The organism is Streptomyces sp. SCSIO ZS0520, from assembly GCF_025643355.1.
Taxonomy (GTDB): Bacteria; Actinomycetota; Actinomycetes; order Streptomycetales; family Streptomycetaceae; genus Streptomyces; species Streptomyces physcomitrii.
The window spans coordinates 2,125,821-2,148,083 of record NZ_CP092644.1; the positions used below are offsets into that span (position 1 = coordinate 2,125,821).

Here is a 22,263-nt window from a genome sequence, read left to right on the forward strand (position 1 = left end):
GCCGAAGTCCCCGTAGGCTGACCGCATGGTCAATCTGACGCGCATCTACACGAGGACCGGGGACAAGGGCACCACGGCCCTCGGCGACATGAGCCGCACCGCCAAGACCGACCTCAGGATCTCGGCGTACGCCGACGCCAACGAGGCCAACGCCGTGCTCGGCACCGCGCTCGCCCTCGGGCAGCTCGACGCGGAGACGGCCGAAGTGGTCACCCGGGTGCAGAACGACCTCTTCGACGTCGGGGCGGACCTGTCCACCCCGGTGGTGGCGGACCCGGAGTTCCCGCCGCTGCGGGTCGAGCAGTTCTACATCGACCGGCTTGAGGCGGACTGCGACCGCTTCAACGAGCGGCTCGAAAAGCTCCGCAGCTTCATCCTGCCGGGCGGCACCCCGGGCGCGGCCCTGCTGCACCAGGCCTGCACCGTGGTCCGCCGCGCCGAGCGCTCCACCTGGGCCGCCCTCGAAGCACATGGGGAGACCATGAACCCGCTCACCGCGACCTACCTCAACCGCCTCTCCGACCTGCTCTTCATCCTGGCCCGCGTCGCCAACAAGGAGACCGGCGATGTGCTGTGGGTGCCGGGCGGGGAGCGCTGAGAGCGGGTCCGCTCGGTTTCGGTGCGGCTCGGTGCGGCCGGGTGCGGCTGGGTGCGGCAACGGTTCGGCTCGGCCCGGCCCGGCTCAGCCGGTGAAGGTGCGCGAAGGGTCCTGGGATCGGGGGTCCCGGGATCGCGAGTCCTGGGATCGCCGATCCTGGGATCGCGCGTCCTCGGACCCGGCGTCCCAGGATCCCCCGCTCTGGGATCCCCGATCCCAGGACCCTTCGACCCCCTCGCCCCCCTTGCCCTCCGGCCCCTTCTTGGGCCAGATCGTGTACGTCAGCGCGATCACCCCGTGGATCCCGGCGATCCGCAGCGCCGACCACTGCCAGCTGCGCAGCGACTCCGTGGCGCCGCCGTCGCCGACGTAGAGGATCGCGCCCTGGAGCAGGGCCGCCGCGACCGCCACCGCGACCAGGGTGCGCAGCCACAGCACCCCCTCGTGGCGGGCCCGCGCGTACCCGTACCGCGGCGGCTTGACCGGCTTCGGGCCGGTGCCGAAGCGATGGGCGGCGTAGGCGTCGAGGCGGCCGATCGTGTAGTGGCCGTAGCCGACCGTGAAGCCGATGTAGAGCGCGGCGAGTCCGTGCTCCCAGCTGGGCTCCGCGCCGTTCTTGAGGTCGATGGCGGTGACCGCGAGCAGTACCAGTTCAAGCAGCGGCTCGCAGAGCAGCAGGGCGAGGCCGGTACGCGGCATCTTCAGCGGATAGCGCACGGCGAGACCGGCGGCGAGGAGCACCCAGAAGGCGACCTCGCAGACGACGATGAGGGTGACGATCACGGCGGCTCCCAGGGGTGTGCGGACACCGTCCAGGCTCCCGCTCCACGGCGGCCGGGACGTCGTCGGCGGTGAGGAAACCGCACTGCATCCTTCGATGTAGCGCGCGGTCCTCCCCCGCGGTGCGCGCCGCGCGGAGTACCCGGTTCGATGTAGTGGCGGGCCCCGGTCTCCTCCCCGGGGCGCAGGCAGCGGGGCCGGGCGGCGTGTTGGATGGAGGCATGTCCGCGACCCTCCCGCGCCCGCATCGCCACGATGTGCTCATCGCCGTGGCGGGCCTCGGCTTCGGCCTGCTGCTGTGGGGGATCGGCCTGGACAACCAGGGCGGCGAGGGCCTGCTCGGCGGCTCCTGGGTGCTGCTGCCGCTGGCGCTGATGTCCGCCCTGGAGCTGCTGCGCCGCACCCGGCCGCGGTGCGCGCTCCTCGCCGGCACCCTGGCCCTGATCGGGGACCAGTTCACCAACGGCAGCCTCTCCACCGTCGTGATGTACACCGACCTGATGTACGCGGCCGTGGTCTACGGCAGCCCGGCCCTGGCCCGGCGCCTGCCGGTGGCCACGGGGCTGATCACGGTCGGCGTGACCATCGGCTTCCTGGCCTGGTTCCGCACCCCCGAGGCGCTGCTCGTCGGCGTGGTGACGGGCCTGGTCTCCTTCGCGCCCGCCTGCACCGGGGCGCTGCTCCGCGACCACCGGGACGCCGCCGAGGCGGCCCGGCTGCGCGCGGAGCAGACTGCCCTGCTCGCCGAGATGGACCGGGCGCAGGCCGTCGCCGCCGAGCGCGCCCGGATGGCCCGCGAACTGCACGACCTGGTCGCCAACCACCTCTCCGCGATCGCCATCCACTCCACGGCCGCGCTCTCCCTGAACGAGGAGAAGACCACCCGGGAGGCGCTCGCGGTCATCCGGGAGAACAGCGTGGACGGGCTCGCCGAGATGCGCCGCCTGATCGGCATCCTGCGGGACGACAGCGGCGAGCACGAGCCCGCCGCCGCGCCCACCCTGGACGGCCTGGCCCAGCTGGTGGAGGGCGCCCGCACCAACGGCCTCGACGTGGAGCTGCGGTACCCGGACGGCCCGGCCGCCACCGGCGGCCGGGAGGAGCCCGGGGCCGCCCTCCCGGCACCGGTCGAGCTGGCCGCGTACCGGATCGTCCAGGAGTCGCTGACCAACGCGCTCAAGCACGCGGCGCCCGGCCGGGTCACGGTGACGCTGCGCCGGGGGCCGCAGGCGCTGGAGGTCCGGGTGCGCAGCCCCTACGCGCGCCGGTCGGGGCCGCGCGCCCCGGGCGGCGGGGCCGGTCTGGTCGGGATGCGGGAGCGGGTGGCGCTGCTGCGGGGCGAGTTCACGGCCGAGGTGGCGGACGGCGGCAGCGTCTGGGAGGTACGGGCCGGTCTGCCGCTGGACGGCGGGGCGGAACCGGCGCGGCGGACGGCGAGGACGGTCCGGGCCCCCTGGCCCGGCAGGAGCGAGGACGAGGAGAGGCCGGGATGACGATCCGGGTACTGGTCGCCGAGGACCAGTCGGCGGTACGCGCGGGGCTGGTGCTGATCCTGCGCAGCGCCCCGGACATCGAGGTGGTGGGCGAGGCGGGCGACGGGGAGCGGGCCGTGGCGCTCGCCCGCGAACTGCGGCCCGATCTGGTCCTGATGGATGTGCAGATGCCGCGCCTGGACGGCGTCTCGGCGACCCGCCAGGTGGTGGCCGAGAAACTCGCCGACGTCCTGGTGCTGACCACCTTCGACCTCGACGAGTACGTCTTCGGCGCGCTGCGCGCCGGGGCCAGCGGCTTCCTCCTGAAGAACACCGAGGCGCGTGAACTCCTGGACGCGGTACGGACGGTGGGCCGCGGCGAGGGCCTGATCGCCCCGGCGGTGACCCGGCGCCTGATCGCGGAGTTCGCCGGGCAGCCCGCGGCCTCCCGCCCGGCATCCGAACCGGCCGCCCTGGAGCAGCTGACCCGCCGCGAGCGCGAGGTGCTCTCCTGCCTGGGCGGGGGCCTGTCGAACGCGGAGATCGCCCGGCGCCTCGACATGGCCGAGGCCACCGTGAAGACCCATGTGAGCAGGCTGCTCGCCAAGCTGGAGCTGCGCAGCCGGGTGCAGGCGGCCGTGCTGGCCCAGGAGTGGGGGATCTGAGCTGGAACCCCGGGCGAGGCGCCGCGGCTGACGGGAAGCGCGGCGCCCGTACCCGGCCGGGCGGGGCCCGCGGTCCTGAACTCCTGTCACCTTCTCTGGTCCAGACCTCTTGACCGGTGGTCCAGACCTTTCTATTCTCGCCGCACTGCGGTGAGCCTGACATGGCCATGCACAGTCGCCGTCCGCCTCGGTGACAGCGCGCCATGCCGGCCCACGGGCGGCGCAGGCCTGGTTCCACCCCACACGACCGGACCTCACGACCTCACCCCGAGGAGGCGCAGCATGCGCTTCGGACACAGAGCCGCCGCAGGGATCTCCGCCCTGCTCCTTCCGCTCGCCGCCATGGTCGGGCTCGCCGGCACCTCCGCGCAGGCGGCGGACCCCACCGCCACCGAGAGCGCGGCGCAGGCCACCGCGGCCTCCGGCGTCAAGCTCGGCTACTTCACCGAGTGGGGCGTCTACGACCGCAACTACCACGTCAAGAACATCGACGCCTCCGGCTCGGCCGGCAAGATCACGCACATCAACTACTCCTTCGGCAACGTCACCGGCGGCAAGTGCGCCATGGGCGACGCCTTCGCCGCGACCGACAAGGCGTACACCGCCGAGCAGTCCGTCGACGGCAAGGCCGACACCTGGGACCAGCCGCTGCGCGGCAACTTCAACCAGCTGCTCAAGCTGAAGGCCAAGCACCCGGACCTCAAGATCCTGTGGTCCTTCGGCGGCTGGACCTGGTCCGGCGGCTTCGGCGAGGCCGCCAAGAACCCGGAGGCCTTCGCCCAGTCCTGTTACGACCTGGTCGAGGACTCCCGCTGGGCCGATGTCTTCGACGGCATCGACATCGACTGGGAGTACCCCAACGCCTGCGGTCTGAGCTGCGACGAGAGCGGCCCGGACGCGTACAAGAAGCTGATGTCCGCGCTGCGCGCCAAGTTCGGCGGCGACTACCTGGTCACCTCCGCGGTCACCGCCGACGCCTCCGAGGGCGGCAAGATCGACGCCACCGACTACGCGGGCGCCGCCCAGTACGTCGACTGGTACAACGTCATGACCTACGACTTCTTCGGCGCCTTCAACGCCCAGGGCCCGACCGCCCCGCACTCCCCGCTCACCTCCTACGAGGGCATCCCGCAGGAGGGCTTCAACACCGCGGACGCCATCGCCAAGTTCAAGGCCAAGGGCGTCGCCGCCAACAAGCTCCTGATCGGCATCGGCTTCTACGGCCGCGGCTGGACCGGCGTCACCCAGGACGCCCCCGGCGGCACCGCGACCGGCCCGGCCCCGGGCAAGTACGAGCCCGGCATCGAGGACTACAAGCTCCTGAAGTCCAGCTGCCCCGCCAACGGCGAGGTCGCGGGCACCGCCTACGCCCACTGCGGGAACAACTGGTGGAGCTACGACACCCCGAAGACCATCGGCTCCAAGATGAGCTGGGCCAAGGAGCAGGGCCTCGGCGGCGCCTTCTTCTGGGACTTCAGCGGTGACACCGACAACGGCGAGCTGGTCAGCGCCATCGACAGCGGACTGAAGTAGGACCGCGGGGGCCGCGCCCCGCGCACGGCTCCTCGCACCGAGGCCGGGAGACAGGAACGCCCCCTGTCCCCCGGCCTCTTCGCGTCCCCGGCCCGCCACCGCACCGGCCTCAAAGCCCAACGAACCGTACCAATGGGCCCGTTCATCCCCTCCGCACCCTTGTACGAAGCCACCGGGACCGGAACAATGCCCATGCCAATTCCGAAGAACCGCTTCGGAACATACGCAGAGGAACCCCCCACATGAACAAGCCTCTCCTCGGCGCGCTCTTCGCCCTCGCCCTCACCGGCGCCGGCGCCGCGCCCGCCCTGGCCTCCCCCGCCCCCCAGGCCGACACCCAGGCCGTCGACTTCGCCGGCACGGTCGCGCTCAGCAACTGCTCCGGCTCCGTCGTGCGGATGCCCGACTCCCAGCCCGGCGACCCGGCCCTGGTCATGTCCAACGGCCACTGTCTGGAGAGCGGCATGCCCGGCCCGGGCGAGGTCGTCGTCGACGAGCCGTCCAGCCGCACCTTCACCCTGCTCGACGCCGACGCCTCCGACGTCGCCACGCTGAAGGCCTCCAAGGTCGCCTACGGCACCATGACCGACACCGACGTCTCGATGTACGAGCTGACCAGCACGTACCAGCAGATCGAGGACGAGTACGGCATCAAGGCGCTCGAACTCCAGGACCAGCACCCGGAGCAGGGCAAGGCCGTCACCGTGGTCTCCGGCTACTGGAAGAAGACCTACAGCTGCAGCGTGGACGGCTTCGCCCACGAACTGCGCGAGGGCGACTGGACCTTCAAGGACTCCATCCGCTACACCTCCGAGTGCCAGATCATCGGCGGCACCTCGGGCTCCCCGCTGGTCGACGACGCCACCGGCAAGGTGGTCGGCGTCAACAACACGACCAACGAGAGCGGTGAGGAGTGCACCGTGAACAACCCCTGCGAGGTGGACGAGAGCGGCAACGTCACCGTGCACGAGGGCATCGGCTACGCCCAGGAGACCTACGGCATACCCGCCTGCTTCGGCGCGGGCAGCAAGCTCGACCTGAACGCCGAGGGCTGCACCCTGCCCAAGCCGTGACCCCGGCGACGGCGGCCGTGCGCTGAACCGGCGACACGGCGGTGGGTCCCGGCCACCCGGCCGGGACCCACCGCGTTGCACGGCTTACGTCCCCTCGGCTCTCCCCAGACTTAGTCCGGTCCGGGGGCCCATTCAGAGAAGCCTGCTACCCACCCAGTACCTAGGCCACATTAACCCTCTGGCCCGGCGGAGCCGCCTCCAGCCAGGCCAGGAAACCGGTCAGGGCGTCCTCGCTCATGGCGAGTTCGAGGCGGGTCTCGTGGTGCAGGCAGGTGAGGACCACGGCGTCCGAGAGCAGGGCGAGTTCCTCCTCGCCCTCCGGTGCCCGGCGGCCCACCACCTCGATCGTCGCGCGTTCGAGGACCCGGCGCGGGCGGGGCGCGTACGAGAAGACCCGGAACCACTGGATGCGGTCGCCGCTGTAGCGGGCGATGCCGTAGCCCCAGCCCTTGCCGGCCCCGGGGGCGTCCTTCGGCTCGGGGGCGTCCCAGCGCAGGCTGCAGTCGAAGGTGCCGCCGGAGCGCTGGATGATCCTGCGGCGCAGCCCGAAGACGAACAGCCCCACGAGTACCAGAACGACCACTGCGATACCGCACACGACAAGAGCGAGGATCATCCGTACCGACCTCCTCGACTCCTCAGTAACACAACGGCCAATGTTCATCCCGCATTCACCTCAGCCGCGACCGGTTCCGGAGAGGCTCCGGACCCGGCCGCGGCTGAGTCACGTCAGGTGGCGCGCCTGCTTCAGCGCACCGCCACCGCGCGCAGGCGGACGTCCGCACGGCGCTCGGCAGAGGCGTCCGCCTCGGCCTTCGCGCGTTCGAGCGCCCGCTCGGCACGCTGGACATCGATCTCGTCCGACAGCTCGGCGATCTCGGCCAGCAGCGACAGCTTGTTGTCCGCGAACGAGAGGAAACCGCCGTGCACCGCGGCGATGACGGTCTGCCCGTCGTTCGTACGAATGGTCACCGGGCCCGACTCCAGCACACCGAGCAGCGGCTGGTGACCGGGCATGACGCCGATGTCGCCGGACGTGGTGCGCGCCACGACCAGGGTGGCCTCGCCGGACCAGACCTGGCGGTCGGCAGCGACCAGCTCGACGTGCAGCTCAGCAGCCAAGATGGCTCCTCGGGTCACCACCCGGCGGATGTGCCGGGTGTTGGTTCAAATTCTAATGGGCGTGCCGAGAGGGTCGGACGCCGCCCCGCTGCCGGGACCGGGCGAACCCGGAACCGGCGGGGAGGGCATCCGCCCCTCTCGTCGGGTCGGCGGCTCAGGAGACGCCGAGCTCCTTGGCGTTGGCCTTCAGGTCCTCGATGCCACCGCACATGAAGAACGCCTGCTCGGGGAAGTGGTCGTACTCGCCGTCGCAGATCGAGTTGAAGGCCGCGATCGACTCGTCGAGGGGCACGTCCGAACCGTCGACGCCGGTGAACTGCTTGGCGACGTGGGTGTTCTGGGACAGGAAGCGCTCCACGCGACGGGCGCGGTGGACGACGAGCTTGTCCTCCTCGCCCAGCTCGTCGATACCGAGGATCGCGATGATGTCCTGGAGGTCCTTGTACTTCTGCAGGATGTTCTTGACGCGCATGGCGGCGTCGTAGTGCTCCTGCGTGATGTACCGGGGGTCCAGGATGCGGGACGTGGAGTCCAGCGGGTCCACCGCGGGGTAGATGCCCTTCTCGGAGATCGGACGGGAGAGCACCGTCGTCGCGTCGAGGTGGGCGAAGGTGGTCGCCGGGGCCGGGTCGGTCAGGTCGTCCGCGGGGACGTAGATCGCCTGCATGGAGGTGATCGAGTGACCGCGGGTCGAGGTGATGCGCTCCTGGAGGAGGCCCATCTCGTCGGCCAGGTTCGGCTGGTAGCCCACCGCGGAGGGCATGCGGCCGAGCAGGGTCGAGACCTCGGAACCGGCCTGGGTGAAGCGGAAGATGTTGTCGATGAAGAACAGCACGTCCTGCTTCTGCACATCGCGGAAGTACTCCGCCATGGTCAGACCGGCGAGGGCCACGCGCAGACGGGTGCCCGGGGGCTCGTCCATCTGGCCGAAGACCAGCGCGGTCTTGTCGATGACGCCGGACTCGCTCATCTCGTCGATGAGGTCGTTGCCCTCACGGGTGCGCTCACCGACGCCCGCGAACACCGACACACCGTCGTGGTTGTTGGCGACGCGGTAGATCATCTCCTGGATCAGCACGGTCTTGCCGACACCGGCACCACCGAACAGACCGATCTTTCCACCCTTGACGTACGGGGTGAGGAGGTCGATGACCTTGACGCCGGTCTCGAACATCTCGGTCTTCGACTCGAGCTCGTCGAAGTTCGGCGCCTTGCGGTGGATCGGCCAGCGCTCACCGACGTTGGCGTTCTCCTCGGGGACGTTCAGCACCTCACCGAGGGTGTTGAACACCTTGCCCTTGGTGAAGTCGCCGACCGGGACGGTGATGCCGTCGCCGGTGTTCGTCACCGCGGCCTGACGGACCAGGCCGTCGGTGGGCTGCATGGAGATCGCGCGGACCAAGCCCTCGCCGAGGTGCTGGGCGACCTCGAGGGTGAGGGTCTTCAGCTCACCGTCGGCGGCCGGGTCGGCCACCTGGACGGTCAGCGCGTTGTAGATGTCGGGCATCGCGTCGACGGGGAACTCCACGTCGACGACCGGGCCGATGACCCGGGCGACGCGGCCCGTGGCAACGGCCGACACCGTGCTCTCGGTTGTTGTCGTCACTTACTTGTCACTCCCCGCGGTCGCGTCGGCGAGGGCTGCGGAGCCTCCGACGATCTCGCTGATTTCCTGGGTGATTTCGGCCTGTCGGGCCGCGTTGGCAAGACGGGAGAGGCTGTTGATCAGGTCTCCCGCGTTGTCGGTCGCCGACTTCATCGCGCGGCGGGTGGCGGCGTGCTTGGAGGCAGCCGACTGGAGCAGCGCGTTGTAGATACGGCTCTCGACGTAGCGCGGCAGGAGGGCGTCGAGGACGTCCTCCGCCGACGGCTCGAAGTCGTACAGCGGCAGGATCTCGTCCTTGGCCGGCGACTCCTCCGCCACCTCGTCGAGGCTGAGCGGCAGCAGGCGGCTGTCGACCGCCGTCTGCGTCATCATCGAGACGAACTCGGTGTAGACGATGTGGAGTTCGTCCACGCCGCCCTCCGCCGTCTCGGTCTCGATGGCCTCGATCAGCGGACCGGCGATCTGCTTGGCGTCCGCGTACGTGGGCTCGTCGGTGAAGCCGGTCCACTGCTCCGCGATCTTGCGCTCACGGAAGTTGTAGTGGGCCACTCCACGACGGCCGACGATGTACGTGTCGACCTCGCGGCCCGCGGCCTCCAGGCGCGCCGTCAGCTGCTCGGCGGCCTTGATCGCGTTGGAGTTGAAGGCACCGGCCAGACCGCGGTCGCTCGTCAGGAGCAGCACTGCGGACCGGGTCGGCGTCTTCGCCTCCGTGGTCAGCGGGTGTTCGGTGTTCGAGCCGGTTCCGACCGCCGTGACCGCGCGGGTCAGCTCGTTCGCGTAGGGGGTGGAGGCCGTCACCTTGCGCTGCGCCTTGACGACGCGCGAGGCGGCGATCATCTCCATCGCCTTCGTGATCTTCTTGGTCGCGGTGACGGATCGGATGCGACGCTTGTAGACCCGGAGCTGGGCTCCCATGAGTCAGGTCCCTTCCTTACGTCACTTGGCGGCGGCGGGGGCGTCCTCGCCGAGCAGCTTCCCGTCCGAGGTCTCGAACTGCTTCTTGAACTCCGCGATGGCCTCGGCGATGGCCTGCAGGGTGTCGTCCGACATCTTGCCGCCCTCCTTGATGGAGGTGAGCAGGCCCTGGTGGCTGCGGTGCAGGTAGTCCAGGAGCTCCCGCTCGAAGCGGCGGACGTCGGCGACCGGCACCTCGTCCATCTTGCCGGTGGTGCCGGCCCAGATGGAGACGACCTGGTCCTCGGTGGCCATCGGCTGGTACTGGTTCTGCTTCAGCAGCTCGACCATGCGCTGACCGCGCTCCAGCTGCGCCTTGGAGGCGGCGTCCAGGTCGGAGCCGAAGGCGGCGAAGGCCTCCAGCTCACGGAACTGGGCCAGGTCCACGCGCAGTCGGCCGGACACCTGGCGGATCGCCTTGTGCTGGGCCGAACCACCGACGCGGGAGACCGAGATACCGACGTTCAGGGCCGGACGCTGACCGGCGTTGAAGAGGTCGGACTCCAGGAAGCACTGGCCGTCGGTGATGGAGATGACGTTGGTCGGGATGAACGCCGAGACGTCGTTGGCCTTCGTCTCGACGATCGGCAGACCGGTCATCGAGCCCGCGCCCTCCGCGTCGGAGAGCTTCGCGCAGCGCTCCAGGAGGCGGGAGTGCAGGTAGAAGACGTCGCCCGGGTAGGCCTCGCGCCCCGGCGGGCGGCGCAGCAGCAGGGACACGGCGCGGTAGGCGTCGGCCTGCTTGGAGAGGTCGTCGAAGATGATGAGGACGTGCTTGCCCTCGTACATCCACTGCTGGCCGATGGCCGAGCCGGTGTAGGGCGCCAGGTACTTGAAGCCCGCCGGGTCGGACGCCGGAGCGGCGACGATGGTGGTGTACTCCAGGGCGCCGGCGTCCTCCAGGGCACCGCGCACGGAGGCGATGGTGGAGCCCTTCTGGCCGATGGCGACGTAGATGCAGCGGACCTGCTTGTTCACGTCGCCGGAGCGCCAGTTGTCGCGCTGGTTGATGATCGTGTCGACGGCCAGGGCGGTCTTGCCGGTCTGGCGGTCACCGATGATCAGCTGGCGCTGGCCGCGGCCGATCGGGGTCATCGCGTCGACGGCCTTGTAGCCGGTCTCCATCGGCTCGTGCACCGACTTGCGCTGCATGACCGTGGGGGCCTGCAGCTCGAGGGCGCGGCGGCCGGACGTCTCGATCTCGCCGAGGCCGTCGATCGGGTTGCCGAGCGGGTCGACGACGCGGCCGAGGTAACCCTCGCCCACCGCGACGGACAGGACCTCTCCGGTGCGCTGCACCGGCTGGCCCTCCTCGATACCGCTGAACTCACCGAGGACGACCGCACCGATCTCGCGCTCCTCGAGGTTGAGGGCGAGACCGAGGGTGCCGTCCTCGAACTTCAGCAGCTCGTTGGCCATGGCCGAGGGCAGGCCCTCGACCTTCGCGATGCCGTCACCTGCGACGGTGACCGTGCCGACCTCCTCGCGCGAGGCCGCGTCCGGCTTGTACGACTGGACAAAGTTCTCCAGCGCGTCCCGGATCTCCTCCGGCCGGATCGTGAGCTCCGCCATCTGGGTTCCCTGCTCTCCTTGTTGGGCCCGAAAGTTTCTTATGGGGTCTGGGGCTGTCCACCTTGCGGCTCGGCCGCAGGCCCCCCAGAAACATTCACTGCACGACCCAACGCGGGCCGTAGATCCTGCTCTTCTTCTTGCTGCTTGTGGCGCGGTGCGGCGTCAGCCGGACACCCGGCGGCTCGCGTCCTCGATGCGGTCCGCGATGCTGCCGTTGATGATCTCGTCGCCGACCTGCACCCTGATCCCGCCGAGGACCGCGGGGTCCACGTCCAGGTTGAGGTGCATCTCACGGCCGTAGATGCGCGCCAGGGACCTGCCCAGACGCTGCTTCTGCGGGTCGCTGAGCGGCACCGCCGAGGTCACGACGGCCACCGTACGGTCCCGGCGCTCCGCGGCGAGCCTGGACAGCTCGACGAGACCTGACTCCAGGCTACGTCCCCGGGGGTGGGTCACGAGGCGGCCGACCAGACGCTCGGTCGTCTCCTTGGCCCGGCCGCCGAGCAGGCTGCGCAGCAGCTCGCTCTTGGCGGTGCCGGTCGCGGTGCGGTCGACCAGCGCGGCCCGCAGCTCCATGGAGGAGCCGAGGATCCGCGCGAAGCGGAACAGCTCGTCCTCGACCTCGTCGAGCGTGCCCGCCTGCTGCGCCGCGGTGAGATCCGCGACACTGGCCAGCACCTCGAGCGAGTCCACCAGGTCGCGCGAGCGCGACCAGCGGGAGCGCACCATCCCGGACACCAGGTCGGCGGCTTCCCCGCCCACCTGGCCGCGGAGGAGGCGACCGGCCAGCTCGGCCTTGGCGTCCCCGGACTGCGCCGGGTCGGTCAGGACCCGACGCAGCGACACCTCGCGGTCGAGCAGCGCGGTGACGGCGGCCAGTTCCCCGGCGAGCTGCTCCGCGGAGACGGACGTGTTGTCCGTCAGCGCGTCGAGGCGCTCACGTGCGGCGGCCAGTGCCTCGCGGCTCGCGCCGTTCATCGTGCGGCCTCGGCCTTCGACGCGGTCTCGTCGAGTCCGTCGAGGAAACGGTCGATGGTGCGGCTCTGCCGGGCGTGGTCCTCCAGGGACTCCCCGACGAGCTTGCCGGCCAGGGTCGTGGCGAGCGTGCCCACGTCCTGGCGCAGCGTCTGCGCCGCGGCCTTGCGGTCGGCCTCGATCTGGGCGTGACCGGCGGCGATGATCTCCTCACGCTGCCGCTGGCCTTCCGCACGCATCTCGGCGATGAGCACGGCGCCCTGCTCCTGCGCCTCCTGGCGCAGACGCGCGGCCTCGTGACGGGCCTCGGCGAGCTGGGCCTTGTACTGCTCCAGCACGCTGTTGGCCTCGGTCTTCGCGGCCTCGGCCTTCTCCATCCCGCCTTCGATCGCCTCCCGGCGCTCTTCCAGAACCTTGTTGATGTTCGGGAGGAGCTTCTTCCAGAAGACGAGGAAGACGATGGCGAAGGCGATGGCGCCGACGAGCAGCTCAGGGCCCGGCGGGACGAGCGGATTCTGCTCCTCCTCGGCCGCCAGCTGAACCAGGTTGGCGATCACATCAGTGCCTTTCGTCGAGACGTGTCAGTAAGGAGCGCTTACTTACCGAACACGAACGGCATAACGATGCCGATGAGGGCGAGCGCCTCACAGAAGGCGAAGCCCAGGATCTGGTTGGCGCGGATCAGACCGGCAGCTTCGGGCTGACGGGCCAGGGCCTCGGTGCCCTTGCCGAAGACGATGCCGACGCCGATGCCGGGGCCGATGGCGGCGAGGCCGTAACCGATCGAACCGAGGGAGCCGGTGACGCCTTCGGCGGCGAGGGTCTGGAGAGCGGACATGCCGGATCTTCCTTCTCTTTCATGGGCCGGTGGGGGTTGGCCACCGGACGTTCTCGGGTGTTGCGTGCGGGCGGGGCTCAGTGGTGCTCGGCGAGCGCGCCCTGGACGTAGGTGCAGGCGAGGAGCACGAAGACGTACGCCTGGACGGCCTGCACGAAAAGCTCGAAGAGGATCATGACCACGGTCATGACGAAGGAGACGCCCGCCGCCGCGATCAGCCAGGTGTTCAGGAGGTACCAGGAGGCGACGGTGAACATCACCAGCATCAGGTGACCGGCGAACATGTTGGCGAAGAGCCGCACCGCGTGGGTGAAGGGGCGGACCAGCAGGTTCGAGAAGAACTCGATGAACGACACCAGCCACTTGATCGGGCCGAGGGAGTCGTCGTATCCGGTGATGTTCTTCCAGCCGCCCACGAAGCCGTGCCGCTTGAAGGTGAGCCCCACCCAGAGGACATAGACCACGAGGGCCAGCACGATCGGGTACGCGATGACCGAGGCCACCGGGAACTGGGCCACCGGGATCACGGACCAGATGTTCATGATCCACACGAAGAAGAAGATCGAGACCATCAGCGGGACGTACTTCTCGCCCTCCCGCTTGCCGAGCGTCTCGTAGACGATGCCGCGGCGGACGAAGTCGTAGCCCGCCTCACCGATCATCTGCAGCTTGCCGGGAACCACCTTGGCCTTGCCGAAGGCGGCCCAGAAGAAGCCGGTGACAACAAGAGTGGAGAGCAGCGCGAGCAGCATCACCTTGTTGAACTCGAAGCCGCCGACCTCGAACAGCGGCTTGAAGAGGAAGGAGTGCAGGCCGGGGGCCGGAAAGCCGCATCCATTGTCGGACATGATGCGGCAGTCCCACTCGAAGGCGAGCTGGGTCTGGTCAGCACTCACCGCGGACTCCTTCAGCGTGGCGCATGGGTACGGCAACCTCGTTGTGTCGGCGCGGCAGGCAGCCGCTGGTCGGCACTGGACTGGTGTTACGGATGTGGGGGCGGCGGATGGCCATCGAGGCTCGCCTGGGGACAGGCGTCAGCTCGGATGCCCGCGCCCGCAGTGCCGCAGTTGGCACCGGACGATAGCAGGATCCCGAACGCGTCTTTATCCCGCCCCTACCTCTCACGACGGCGAGCCCACCTTGCCCGCCGCCGGGGTCTGATCCGACTCGGGATCGATGTAGAAGATCTTGGCCTTCATGTGCGCGCGGGCCTGTGCGGCCATCCACACGACGGTCCCGATGACGAGCGCGAGCGCGAACGCCTTCGGGTTGAAGAGGCTGGTGTCCTTGAACACCCCCACGAAGACCAGGAGCAGCAGCAGTTGGGCGACGTAGAGCATCATGCCCATCGCCTGGAACAGCTGCGGAAGGGACTTCGCGGTGCGCTGGAGCACGTAGAGCCCCAGTCCCATGAACACGATGACGACCGCAGCGCCGACGAGCCCGCCGATCGCACCCTTGCTCCCCGCGACGAATCCGCTGACGACAGCGGTGATCGCACCGACAGCGGCCGTGGGTGCGGCGAGATACAGGAGGGTACGGGCGTCTTGGGAGGGCATGGCGGCAACTCCGCTTACTGGGAGGGGGCAGGGTGTCGTCATGGACGAGCGTAGTGCTGGTTTTTCGAGAGAGATCTCGGGTCAAGGGACCCGCGTGAAGCGGGCCTTCGGCTCTGTCCCGGGGTCTCGTGAACGGTATCACAAACTATTTGATGAGGTCTTTACCTGTAAAGTGTGCTTGCTGTCACACATGAGAAGCAAGCCGCGCGTCTGTGCACGCCAGGAGGCGAATCGCGTGCTATTGCCCCGTTTTCCGGTGCAGTGGGGAACGGTCGTCGCGCACACCTCGCCCCCAATTTCCTTGCAGGCGGCCAGAGTCCACGCGGTGCCCCGGTAGTCACACGCGCCACATGTGAGCTCAGTCGCCCCACCCGCCCCGGCCGGAAGCGGACAGCCGCACGGCGGCGGACGCACCCTCTCCCCCGGCCCCTTGACAGCCGCGCCCACCGCACCGCCGTCGCGGAGCGGACCGCTCCGGGACTGTGCGCTTCGCGGCCGCAACGGCAACACGGGGGCCGCTGCCCATGCTGGGGCCCGTTTTTCTTTGCGGGCATTTGGTGCCGCGGAGAATGACGTACGAGGCCCGGAGTTGCCGCGAAGCGCCGGGCGCCCCTCAGTCCTTGTGCCGCCCGGCGGGCCGGGCCCAGGCGCTCACCGCGGTGGCGCCGCGCGGGCGGTGGCCCACTCCGGCCACCTCGCTCCCGGCGGTGGAGCCCTCGCGGGGTTCGGCGGCGGTGCTCGCGGCCGAGGGCCCCATCCCCCGGGTCAGCAGGGCCCCTTGGTCCGCAGCCGATGCAGGACTGTTATCCGCGCCGTCACCCGCGGTGTCCTTCGCCTCCCCCGCGGCGTCCCCGTCCTGCTGCGGCGAGGGCTCCTCGTCGCGGTAGCGCGGCGGCACCATGGCCTGCGCCCACTGCGGGGTGCGGGGGCGGAAGCGGGGCAGCAGGAGCAGGACCAGGCCGACGAAGCTCAGGGCGACCACGGCGAGGACGATCCACATCGAGGCCGAGTTGACCGAGTAGGCGAGGGCGCCGAAGGCGATCAGGGCCGACCAGAAGTACATGATCAGCACCGCGCGGCTGTGCGAGTGCCCGATCTGGAGCAGCCGGTGGTGCAGATGCCCGCGGTCGGCGGCGAACGGCGACTGGCCGCGCCAGGTGCGCCGCACGATGGCGAGGATCAGGTCGGCCGCGGGGATGGCGATGATCGTCAGCGGCAGCAGCAGCGGGATGTAGACGGGCACCGTCTGGTGGACCGTCGCGCGCTCGGAGCCGGAGAAGAGGTTCATGGCGTCGGGGTCGACCTGGCCGGTGATGGAGATCGCCCCGGCGGCGAGCACCAGGCCGATCAGCATCGAGCCCGAGTCGCCCATGAAGATCCGCGCCGGGTGCATGTTGTGCGGCAGGAAGCCGAGGCACATGCCCATCAGGATCGCGGAGAAGAGGGTGGCGGGGGCGGCCGCCTCCAGGCCGTAGCCGTACCAGATCCGGTAGGCGTACATGAAGAAGGCGGCGGCGGCGAGGCAGACCATGCCGGAGGCGAGGCCGTCGAGGCCGTCGACGAAGTTCACGGCGTTGATGGTGACCACGACCAGGGCGACCGTGAGCAGGGTGCCCTGCCACTGGGTGAGGGAGACCGAGCCGACGCCGGGGACCGGCAGCCACAGGATGGTCAGACCCTGCATGACCATGACGCCCGCGGCGATCATCTGGCCGCCGAGCTTGATCAGGGCGTCGATCTCGAACTTGTCGTCCAGGACCCCGATGATCCAGATCAGCGCGGCCCCGGAGAGCAGGGCACGCGGCTCGTTGGAGTGGTCGAAGACCTCGCTCAGGCTGCTGAGGTGGGAGGCGACGAGCAGGCCCGCGCACAGGCCGAAGAACATCGCGATGCCGCCGAGCCGGGGCGTGGGCTCCTTGTGCACGTCGCGGGCCCTGACCTCGGGCATCGCCCCGGCCACGATCGCGAACTTCCGCACCGGTCCGGTGAGCAGATATGTCACCGCGGCCGTGATGCAGAGCGTAAGGAGGTATTCACGCACGGGCTTCCCCACAGATGTCGCTGACCGGCCTGGCCGGACAAGTCCGAAGTGCCGGGCCCCTCCGCCGGAAGGGCCATGCGGTTCGCCTCCGGACTGCCGCGCCTCGCCCCACACCCTAGAGGACTTCGGACTCACTCATCTCGACGAGGCGGCCGCCGGCCGTGGAGGCGGGAGCACAGGCAGGAGCAGGGCAGGTGCTCCCGGTGACTGTGACTCCCCGGGGCGCCGGATGGTTGCACCGCCCCGGGGAGCCGGTGGTTCCGGGCGGTCCGCGCCCCCGGATTCCGGTCCGCTCAGCCTCCGGCGCCCGCCGGAGAACCGCCGTACGGGCTGAAGTACGCGGTGAGTTCGCCGATCTCCTCGCGGGCGGTGCGGCCGTCCCGCTCGCCGCGCAGGACGGCGGCGAAGAGCCGGCCGATGAGCGCCGTCTCGGGCTCGCGCATGCCCTGGGTGGTCAGCGCCGCGGTGCCGAGGCGCAGGCCGCGGGTCTCGGGGTGCGGCAGCGCGCAGGTGTCCACGACGAGTCCGGCGGCGGCGAGCCGGGTGCGGGCCGCGCGGCCCTCGATGCCGAGCGGTGCCGGGTCGGCGAGGACCAGGTGGGTGTCGGTGCCGCCGGTGATCACGGTGAGCCCCTCCTCGGCCAGGCAGGCGGCGAGGGCGCGGGCGTTGGCGACCACCTGCCGCGCGTAGGAGGCGAACTCGGGGCGGGCGGCCTCCCCGAAGGCGACGGCCTTGGCGGCGACGGAGTTCATCTGGGCGCCGCCCTGGGTGAAGGGGAAGACGGCCCGGTCGACCCGCTCGGCGAACTGCGCCCCGCACAGCAGCAGTCCGCCCCGGGGCCCGCGCAGCACCTTGTGGGTGGTCCCGCAGACGAGATCGGCGTACGGGACGGGGCTCGGCGCCACCCGGCCCGCGACGAGCCCGAGCGGATGCGCGGCGTCGGCGATCAGATAGGCGCCCACCTCGTCGGCGATCTCGCGGAAGGCGGCGTAGTCGAGGTGGCGGGGATAGGAGATGGAGCCGCAGACCAGGGCCTTGGGGCGGTGGGTACGGGCGAGGGCGCGCACCTGGTCCATGTCGAGCAGCCCGGACTCCGGGTCGACGCCGTAGCCGACGAAGTCGAACCAGCGGCCGGAGAAGTTCGCGGGCGAGCCGTGGGTGAGGTGGCCGCCCGCGGGCAGCGCCATGGCCAGCACGGTGTCGCCGGGGCGCAGCAGGGCCGCGTAGGCGGCGAGCACGGCGGAGGAGCCGGAGTGCGGCTGGACGTTGGCGTGCTCGGCGCCGAAGAGGGCCCGGGCGCGGTCGGCGGCGGTGCGTTCGGCGAGGTCGACGATCTCGCAGCCGCCGTGGTGGCGGGCGCCGGGGTAGCCCTCCGCGTACTTGTTGGCCAGCGGGGAGCCGAGGGTGGCGAGGACGGCCGGGGAGGCGAAGTTCTCGGCGGCGATGAGCTGGAGGGTGCTCGCCTGGCGTGCGCTCTCCGCGCCGAGGATCTCGGCCATCTCCGGGTCCTGGCCGCGCAGGGCCTCGATTCCCGGTCCTGCGGCGGACTGCGGCGGGGTGGCGTGGCTGACCGGCATCTTCGGCTCCGGGCCTCTGCGGCGGGGTGCCGGTCCGCGCCGCCGGGTCCGAGTCGTACGGCGGGCGCCGTGGTGACGGGCGGCCCGGTGGCGGGACCGTGTGCACTGGGGTGTCCAATGTAGGACGCCTGGTGCCGGTCCGCCCGGTGTGGGCGCCGGGGGCGGGAGACCCGGGCCTTCGGGGCGGGACGGGGCCTCCCCGGGGCGGGCGAGGCCTTCCCGGGGCGGGCGGCGAGGGCTCTCGGGTGCGGGCCGCGAGGGTCGCGGGTGCGGGCGGCCGGTGCTCTCGGACGCGGGCCGCGGCGGGGTGCTCCCGGGCGCGGGCGGGGCGGGCTCCCGTACGGGCGGGGCGCGCCCTCAGGGGCGGGGCCCGGGTCTTCTCAGGTGCGGGCCGGGACGCCGGTGAGGGCGGTGACCACCGGGTCGAGGGCCTGGTGGATCTCCTCGCCGACGGAGCGGAAGAAGGGCAGCGGGGCGCCGTAGGGGTCGTAGACCTCGTCGGCCTCCACGCTGGGGGCGAGCAGCCAGCCGCGCAGGGCGGCGGCGGCGCGGACCAGGGCGCGGGCGCGCTCGGCGACACCGTCGTCGAGGGGGTCCGGCAGGGTCGCCGGGTCGATGGCCCGCACCAGCCGGGTGAACTCCTTGAGCGTGAAGGTGCGCAGCCCGGCGGAGTGGCCCATGGAGATCACCTGGGCGCGGTGGTCGCGGGTGGCGGTGAGCACCAGGTCGGCCCGGATGACGTGGTCGTCGAGGAGTTCGCGGCCGGTGAAGCCCGCGGCGTCGGCGCCGAAGTCGGCGAGCACGGCCTCCGCGTTGGCCTCCATGGGCGCGCCCTCGTGGCCCCAGGTGCCGGCGCTCTCCACCAGGAGGCCGCCGATGACGACGGGGCCCGTCTCGCCGGTGGGCAGGGCGGGGCCCGCCAGGCCCAGGCGGTGGGCGAGGGCGTGGCGGGTCAGCCGCTCGGTGATCGGCGAGCGGCAGACGTTGCCGGTGCTGACGTGGAGGATCCGGAAGGTGCCGCCGTATGCGGCGCCCGCTATGCCACGCCCCTCAGGGGCCGTCAATTGGCCACCTCGAGGTCGGGGACCACCTTGCGCAGCTCCTCGGCGTGCAGGGCGCCGGCGCGCAGCAGGACCGGCACCTTGCCCGTCACGTCCACGATCGAGGAGGGGACGATGCCGGGCGTCGGGCCGCCGTCGAGGTAGACGGAGACGGCGTCGCCGAGCATCTGCTGGGCGGCGTCGCAGTCCTCGGGCGCCGGGTGCCCGGTGAGGTTGGCGGAGGAGACCGCCATCGGGCCGACGTCGGTGAGGAGTTCGATGGCGACCGGGTGCAGGGGCATCCGGATGGCGACGGTGCCGCGGGTGTCGCCGAGGTCCCACTGGAGCGAGGGCTGGTGCTTGGCGACCAGGGTCAGGGCGCCGGGCCAGAAGGCGTCGACGAGCTCCCAGGCCATCTCGGAGAAGTCGGTGACCAGGCCGTGCAGGGTGTTCGGGGAGCCGATGAGCACCGGGGTGGGCATGTTGCGGCCGCGGCCCTTGGCGTCGAGCAGGTCGTTGACGGCCTCCGAGCTGAAGGCGTCGGCGCCGATGCCGTAGACGGTGTCCGTGGGCAGCACGACCAGCTCGCCGCGGCGGACGGCGGACCCGGCCTCACGCAGACCGGTGGTCCGGTCGGTCGCGTCATTGGTGTCGTATCGCCGAGCCATCGTTACCTGTCCTCCTCGGTTGGGTTCCTGCTGCTGCTCACGGGGAGCGGGGGGCCGGGGCGGCCGCGGGGCGGTCGCCGGAGCGTCACGGCAGTGCCTTGCGGGCCGTCGCGAAACGCGGCCGGTTGTTCAGGTCGGGGTGGTCGGCGGCATCCGCCCAGCCGCATTCCTCGTTGAAGATCCACGGCACCTGGCCCCCCTGGGTGTCGGCGTGCTCGACGACGACCACGCCGCCGGGGCGCAGCAGCCGGTGCGCGGTGCGTTCGATGCCGCGGATGGTGTCGAGCCCGTCCTCGCCGGAGAACAGGGCGAGTTGGGGGTCGTGGTCGCGGGCCTCGGGGGCGACGTACTCCCATTCGGTGAGCGGGATGTACGGCGGGTTGGAGATCACCAGGTCGACCTGGCCGCCGAGTTCGGGCAGGGCGGAGAGGGCGTCGCCCTTGTGCACGCTGACCCGGGAGCCCTCGGCGTTCCTGCGGGTCCACACCAGCGCCTCCTCGGACAGCTCCACGGCGTGCACCCGGGAGCGGGGCACCTCCTGGGCCATGGCGAGGGCGATCGCGCCGGAGCCGGTGCACAGGTCGACGATGAGCGGCTCGACGACGTCCATCGCGCGTACCGCGTCTATCGCCCAGCCGACCACCGACTCGGTCTCCGGGCGGGGCACGAACACCCCCGGCCCGACCTGGAGTTCCAGATAGCGGAAGTAGGCGAGGCCGGTGATGTGCTGGAGGGGCTCGCGGGCCTCGCGGCGGGCGACGGCCTCCCAGTAGCGGGCGTCGAAGTCGGCGTCCGGGACCCGGTGCAGCTCGCCCCGCTTGACGCTGTGCACGAAGGCGGCGAGCTCCTCCGCGTCATTGCGCGGGGAGGGCACTCCGGCGTCGGCCAACCGCTGGGTGGCCTGGGCGACTTCCGCGAGCAGCACGCTGCGGGGGCTTGGGGGTCGCTCCCCGAAATACTGCTGCACGCTGGGCCTCCAGGGGCTGAGCTGTTGTCCGGGTGGGCGCGGGGGCGGCCGGTGGACCGCGGTGCGCCCGGTGCCGCCTCAGGCGGCGGCGAGCTTCGCCGCCGCGTCGGCGTCGACGCAGGCCTGGATCACGGCGTCCAGTTCTCCGTCGAGCACCTGGTCCAGGTTGTACGCCTTGAAGCCGACGCGGTGGTCGGAGATGCGGTTCTCCGGGTAGTTGTACGTACGGATCTTCTCGGAGCGGTCGACCGTGCGCACCTGGCTGCGGCGGGCGTCCGCGGCCTTGCTCTCGGCCTCCTCCTGCGCCGCGGCGAGCAGCCTGGAGCGCAGGATACGCATCGCCTGCTCCTTGTTCTGCAGCTGGCTCTTCTCGTTCTGGCAGGAGGCGACGACTCCGGTGGGCAGGTGCGTGATGCGCACCGCGGAGTCGGTGGTGTTGACGGACTGGCCGCCGGGACCGGAGGAGCGGTAGACGTCGATCCGCAGGTCGTTGGCGTGGATCTCGACGTCGATCTCCTCGGCCTCGGGGGTGACGAGCACCCCGGCGGCGGAGGTGTGGATGCGGCCCTGCGACTCGGTGGAGGGCACCCGCTGCACGCGGTGCACCCCGCCCTCGTACTTCAGGCGGGCCCAGACGCCCTGGCCGGGCTCGGTGGCGCCCTGGCCGCCCTTGGTCTTCACGGCGACCTGGACGTCCTTGTAGCCGCCGAGCTCGGACTCGGTGGAGTCGATGACCTCGGTCTTCCAGCCGACGCGCTCGGCGTAGCGCAGGTACATCCGCAGCAGGTCCCCGGCGAAGAGGGCGGACTCGTCGCCGCCCGCGCCGGCCTTGATCTCCAGGATGACGTCCTTGTCGTCGCTGGGGTCCCGGGGCACCAGGAGCAGCCGCAGCTTCTCGGTCAGCTCCTCGCGGTGCCGGTCGAGTTCCTTGACCTCGGCGGCGAAGTCGGGGTCGTCGGCGGCGAGTTCGCGGGCGGTCTCGATGTCCTCGCCGGTCTGCTTCCAGGAGCGGTACGCGGCGACGATCGGGGTCAGCTCCGCGTACCGCTTGTTGAGCTTGCGCGCGTTGGCCTGATCGGCGTGCACGGCGGGGTCGGAGAGCCGCTTCTCCAAAGAGGCGTGCTCGCCGACGAGGTCCTCGACCGCCTCGAACATCTGGGTGCTCCTGAGTTGGGGTGCCCCCGTCTCCTCGCGGAGCCCGGGGACGTACGAAGGGGGTG

22 protein-coding genes are annotated in these 22,263 nt (G+C 71.0%); 5 read left to right on the forward strand and 17 right to left on the reverse strand.

All coding sequences use genetic code 11. The annotated features are described in order from the left end of the window. The first annotated feature begins 25 nt into the window (after nt 1-25). Nucleotides 26-598: a cob(I)yrinic acid a,c-diamide adenosyltransferase gene (locus MID12_RS07660; protein WP_263165576.1), complete on the forward strand. Its 573-nt coding sequence runs from the start codon at nt 26-28 to the stop codon at nt 596-598. An 84-nt stretch (nt 599-682) separates the two neighbouring features. On the opposite strand, the gene MID12_RS07665 is transcribed toward MID12_RS07660, so the two are convergent. Next, nucleotides 683-1,381, reverse strand: coding sequence for a hypothetical protein (locus MID12_RS07665; RefSeq protein ID WP_411576919.1), 699 nt, complete (start codon nt 1,379-1,381; stop codon nt 683-685). 218 nt (nt 1,382-1,599) lie between these two features. Here MID12_RS07665 and MID12_RS07670 point away from each other — a divergent pair, with 218 nt between their 5' ends. The 4 genes from MID12_RS07670 (at nt 1,600) to MID12_RS07685 (ending at nt 6,121) form a co-directional block, all read left to right on the forward strand. Next, on the forward strand, nt 1,600-2,871 hold the full coding sequence (locus tag MID12_RS07670) for a sensor histidine kinase (RefSeq protein ID WP_263165578.1): 1,272 nt from the start codon (nt 1,600-1,602) through the stop codon (nt 2,869-2,871). Continuing rightward, nucleotides 2,868-3,515 (forward strand): response regulator, encoded by a 648-nt coding sequence (locus tag MID12_RS07675; protein WP_263165581.1) that lies wholly within the window; start codon nt 2,868-2,870, stop codon nt 3,513-3,515. The genes MID12_RS07670 and MID12_RS07675 overlap by 4 nt, the downstream gene beginning before the upstream one ends. A gap of 282 nt (nt 3,516-3,797) precedes the next feature. Then, complete coding sequence (locus MID12_RS07680) at nt 3,798-5,048, forward strand: glycoside hydrolase family 18 protein (protein WP_040248285.1); 1,251 nt, start codon at nt 3,798-3,800, stop codon at nt 5,046-5,048. Between the two features lie 242 nt (nt 5,049-5,290). Beyond that, complete coding sequence (locus tag MID12_RS07685; protein ID WP_040248287.1) at nt 5,291-6,121, forward strand: serine protease; 831 nt, start codon at nt 5,291-5,293, stop codon at nt 6,119-6,121. A 160-nt stretch (nt 6,122-6,281) separates the two neighbouring features. Here MID12_RS07685 and MID12_RS07690 read toward each other — a convergent pair whose 3' ends face one another. From MID12_RS07690 to prfA, 16 genes are all read right to left on the reverse strand, one after another. After that, nucleotides 6,282-6,737, reverse strand: a complete 456-nt coding sequence (locus MID12_RS07690) for a DUF2550 domain-containing protein (RefSeq protein ID WP_040248290.1) — start codon at nt 6,735-6,737, stop codon at nt 6,282-6,284. A 131-nt stretch (nt 6,738-6,868) separates the two neighbouring features. Further along, nucleotides 6,869-7,243, reverse strand: coding sequence for a F0F1 ATP synthase subunit epsilon (locus MID12_RS07695; protein WP_040248292.1), 375 nt, complete (start codon nt 7,241-7,243; stop codon nt 6,869-6,871). A 154-nt stretch (nt 7,244-7,397) separates the two neighbouring features. Next, nucleotides 7,398-8,849 carry a F0F1 ATP synthase subunit beta gene (atpD, locus tag MID12_RS07700; RefSeq protein ID WP_040248294.1) on the reverse strand — a complete coding sequence of 484 codons (1,452 nt, stop codon included), beginning with the start codon at nt 8,847-8,849 and terminating at the stop codon, nt 7,398-7,400. Continuing rightward, complete coding sequence (locus MID12_RS07705) at nt 8,850-9,767, reverse strand: F0F1 ATP synthase subunit gamma (protein ID WP_040248296.1); 918 nt, start codon at nt 9,765-9,767, stop codon at nt 8,850-8,852. A 21-nt stretch (nt 9,768-9,788) separates the two neighbouring features. Continuing rightward, entirely contained in the window at nt 9,789-11,378 is a 1,590-nt protein-coding gene (gene atpA, locus MID12_RS07710) for a F0F1 ATP synthase subunit alpha (RefSeq protein WP_040248298.1), read from the reverse strand. 162 nt (nt 11,379-11,540) lie between these two features. Further along, the gene (locus MID12_RS07715) at nt 11,541-12,356 is read right to left on the reverse strand and encodes a F0F1 ATP synthase subunit delta (RefSeq protein WP_040248300.1); all 816 of its coding nucleotides are present in this window, start codon (nt 12,354-12,356) and stop codon (nt 11,541-11,543) included. After that, nucleotides 12,353-12,910, reverse strand: a complete 558-nt coding sequence (locus MID12_RS07720; RefSeq protein WP_040248302.1) for a F0F1 ATP synthase subunit B — start codon at nt 12,908-12,910, stop codon at nt 12,353-12,355. Before MID12_RS07720 ends, MID12_RS07715 begins: the two co-directional genes overlap by 4 nt. A gap of 38 nt (nt 12,911-12,948) precedes the next feature. Next, nucleotides 12,949-13,191, reverse strand: a complete 243-nt coding sequence (gene atpE, locus MID12_RS07725) for an ATP synthase F0 subunit C (RefSeq protein ID WP_040248304.1) — start codon at nt 13,189-13,191, stop codon at nt 12,949-12,951. A gap of 77 nt (nt 13,192-13,268) precedes the next feature. After that, nucleotides 13,269-14,039, reverse strand: a complete 771-nt coding sequence (atpB, locus tag MID12_RS07730; protein ID WP_040256557.1) for a F0F1 ATP synthase subunit A — start codon at nt 14,037-14,039, stop codon at nt 13,269-13,271. 273 nt (nt 14,040-14,312) lie between these two features. Beyond that, complete coding sequence (locus MID12_RS07735) at nt 14,313-14,750, reverse strand: ATP synthase I (RefSeq protein WP_040248307.1); 438 nt, start codon at nt 14,748-14,750, stop codon at nt 14,313-14,315. A gap of 613 nt (nt 14,751-15,363) precedes the next feature. After that, nucleotides 15,364-16,791: an undecaprenyl-phosphate alpha-N-acetylglucosaminyl 1-phosphate transferase gene (locus MID12_RS07740; protein WP_040248310.1), complete on the reverse strand. Its 1,428-nt coding sequence runs from the start codon at nt 16,789-16,791 to the stop codon at nt 15,364-15,366. Between the two features lie 293 nt (nt 16,792-17,084). Then, the gene (gene glyA, locus MID12_RS07745; RefSeq protein WP_263165595.1) at nt 17,085-18,368 is read right to left on the reverse strand and encodes a serine hydroxymethyltransferase; all 1,284 of its coding nucleotides are present in this window, start codon (nt 18,366-18,368) and stop codon (nt 17,085-17,087) included. Between the two features lie 380 nt (nt 18,369-18,748). Continuing rightward, nucleotides 18,749-19,432 carry a low molecular weight phosphatase family protein gene (locus MID12_RS07750; RefSeq protein WP_040248312.1) on the reverse strand — a complete coding sequence of 228 codons (684 nt, stop codon included), beginning with the start codon at nt 19,430-19,432 and terminating at the stop codon, nt 18,749-18,751. Then, nucleotides 19,429-20,076, reverse strand: a complete 648-nt coding sequence (locus tag MID12_RS07755) for an L-threonylcarbamoyladenylate synthase (RefSeq protein WP_040248315.1) — start codon at nt 20,074-20,076, stop codon at nt 19,429-19,431. The genes MID12_RS07750 and MID12_RS07755 overlap by 4 nt, the downstream gene beginning before the upstream one ends. Nucleotides 20,077-20,161: 85 nt before the next feature. Next, a complete protein-coding gene (gene prmC, locus MID12_RS07760; protein WP_052482181.1) occupies nt 20,162-21,043 on the reverse strand; it encodes a peptide chain release factor N(5)-glutamine methyltransferase in 882 nt (293 codons plus the stop codon). Between the two features lie 78 nt (nt 21,044-21,121). Further along, a complete protein-coding gene (prfA, locus tag MID12_RS07765) occupies nt 21,122-22,198 on the reverse strand; it encodes a peptide chain release factor 1 (protein ID WP_040248321.1) in 1,077 nt (358 codons plus the stop codon). Nucleotides 22,199-22,263: the final 65 nt, after the last annotated feature.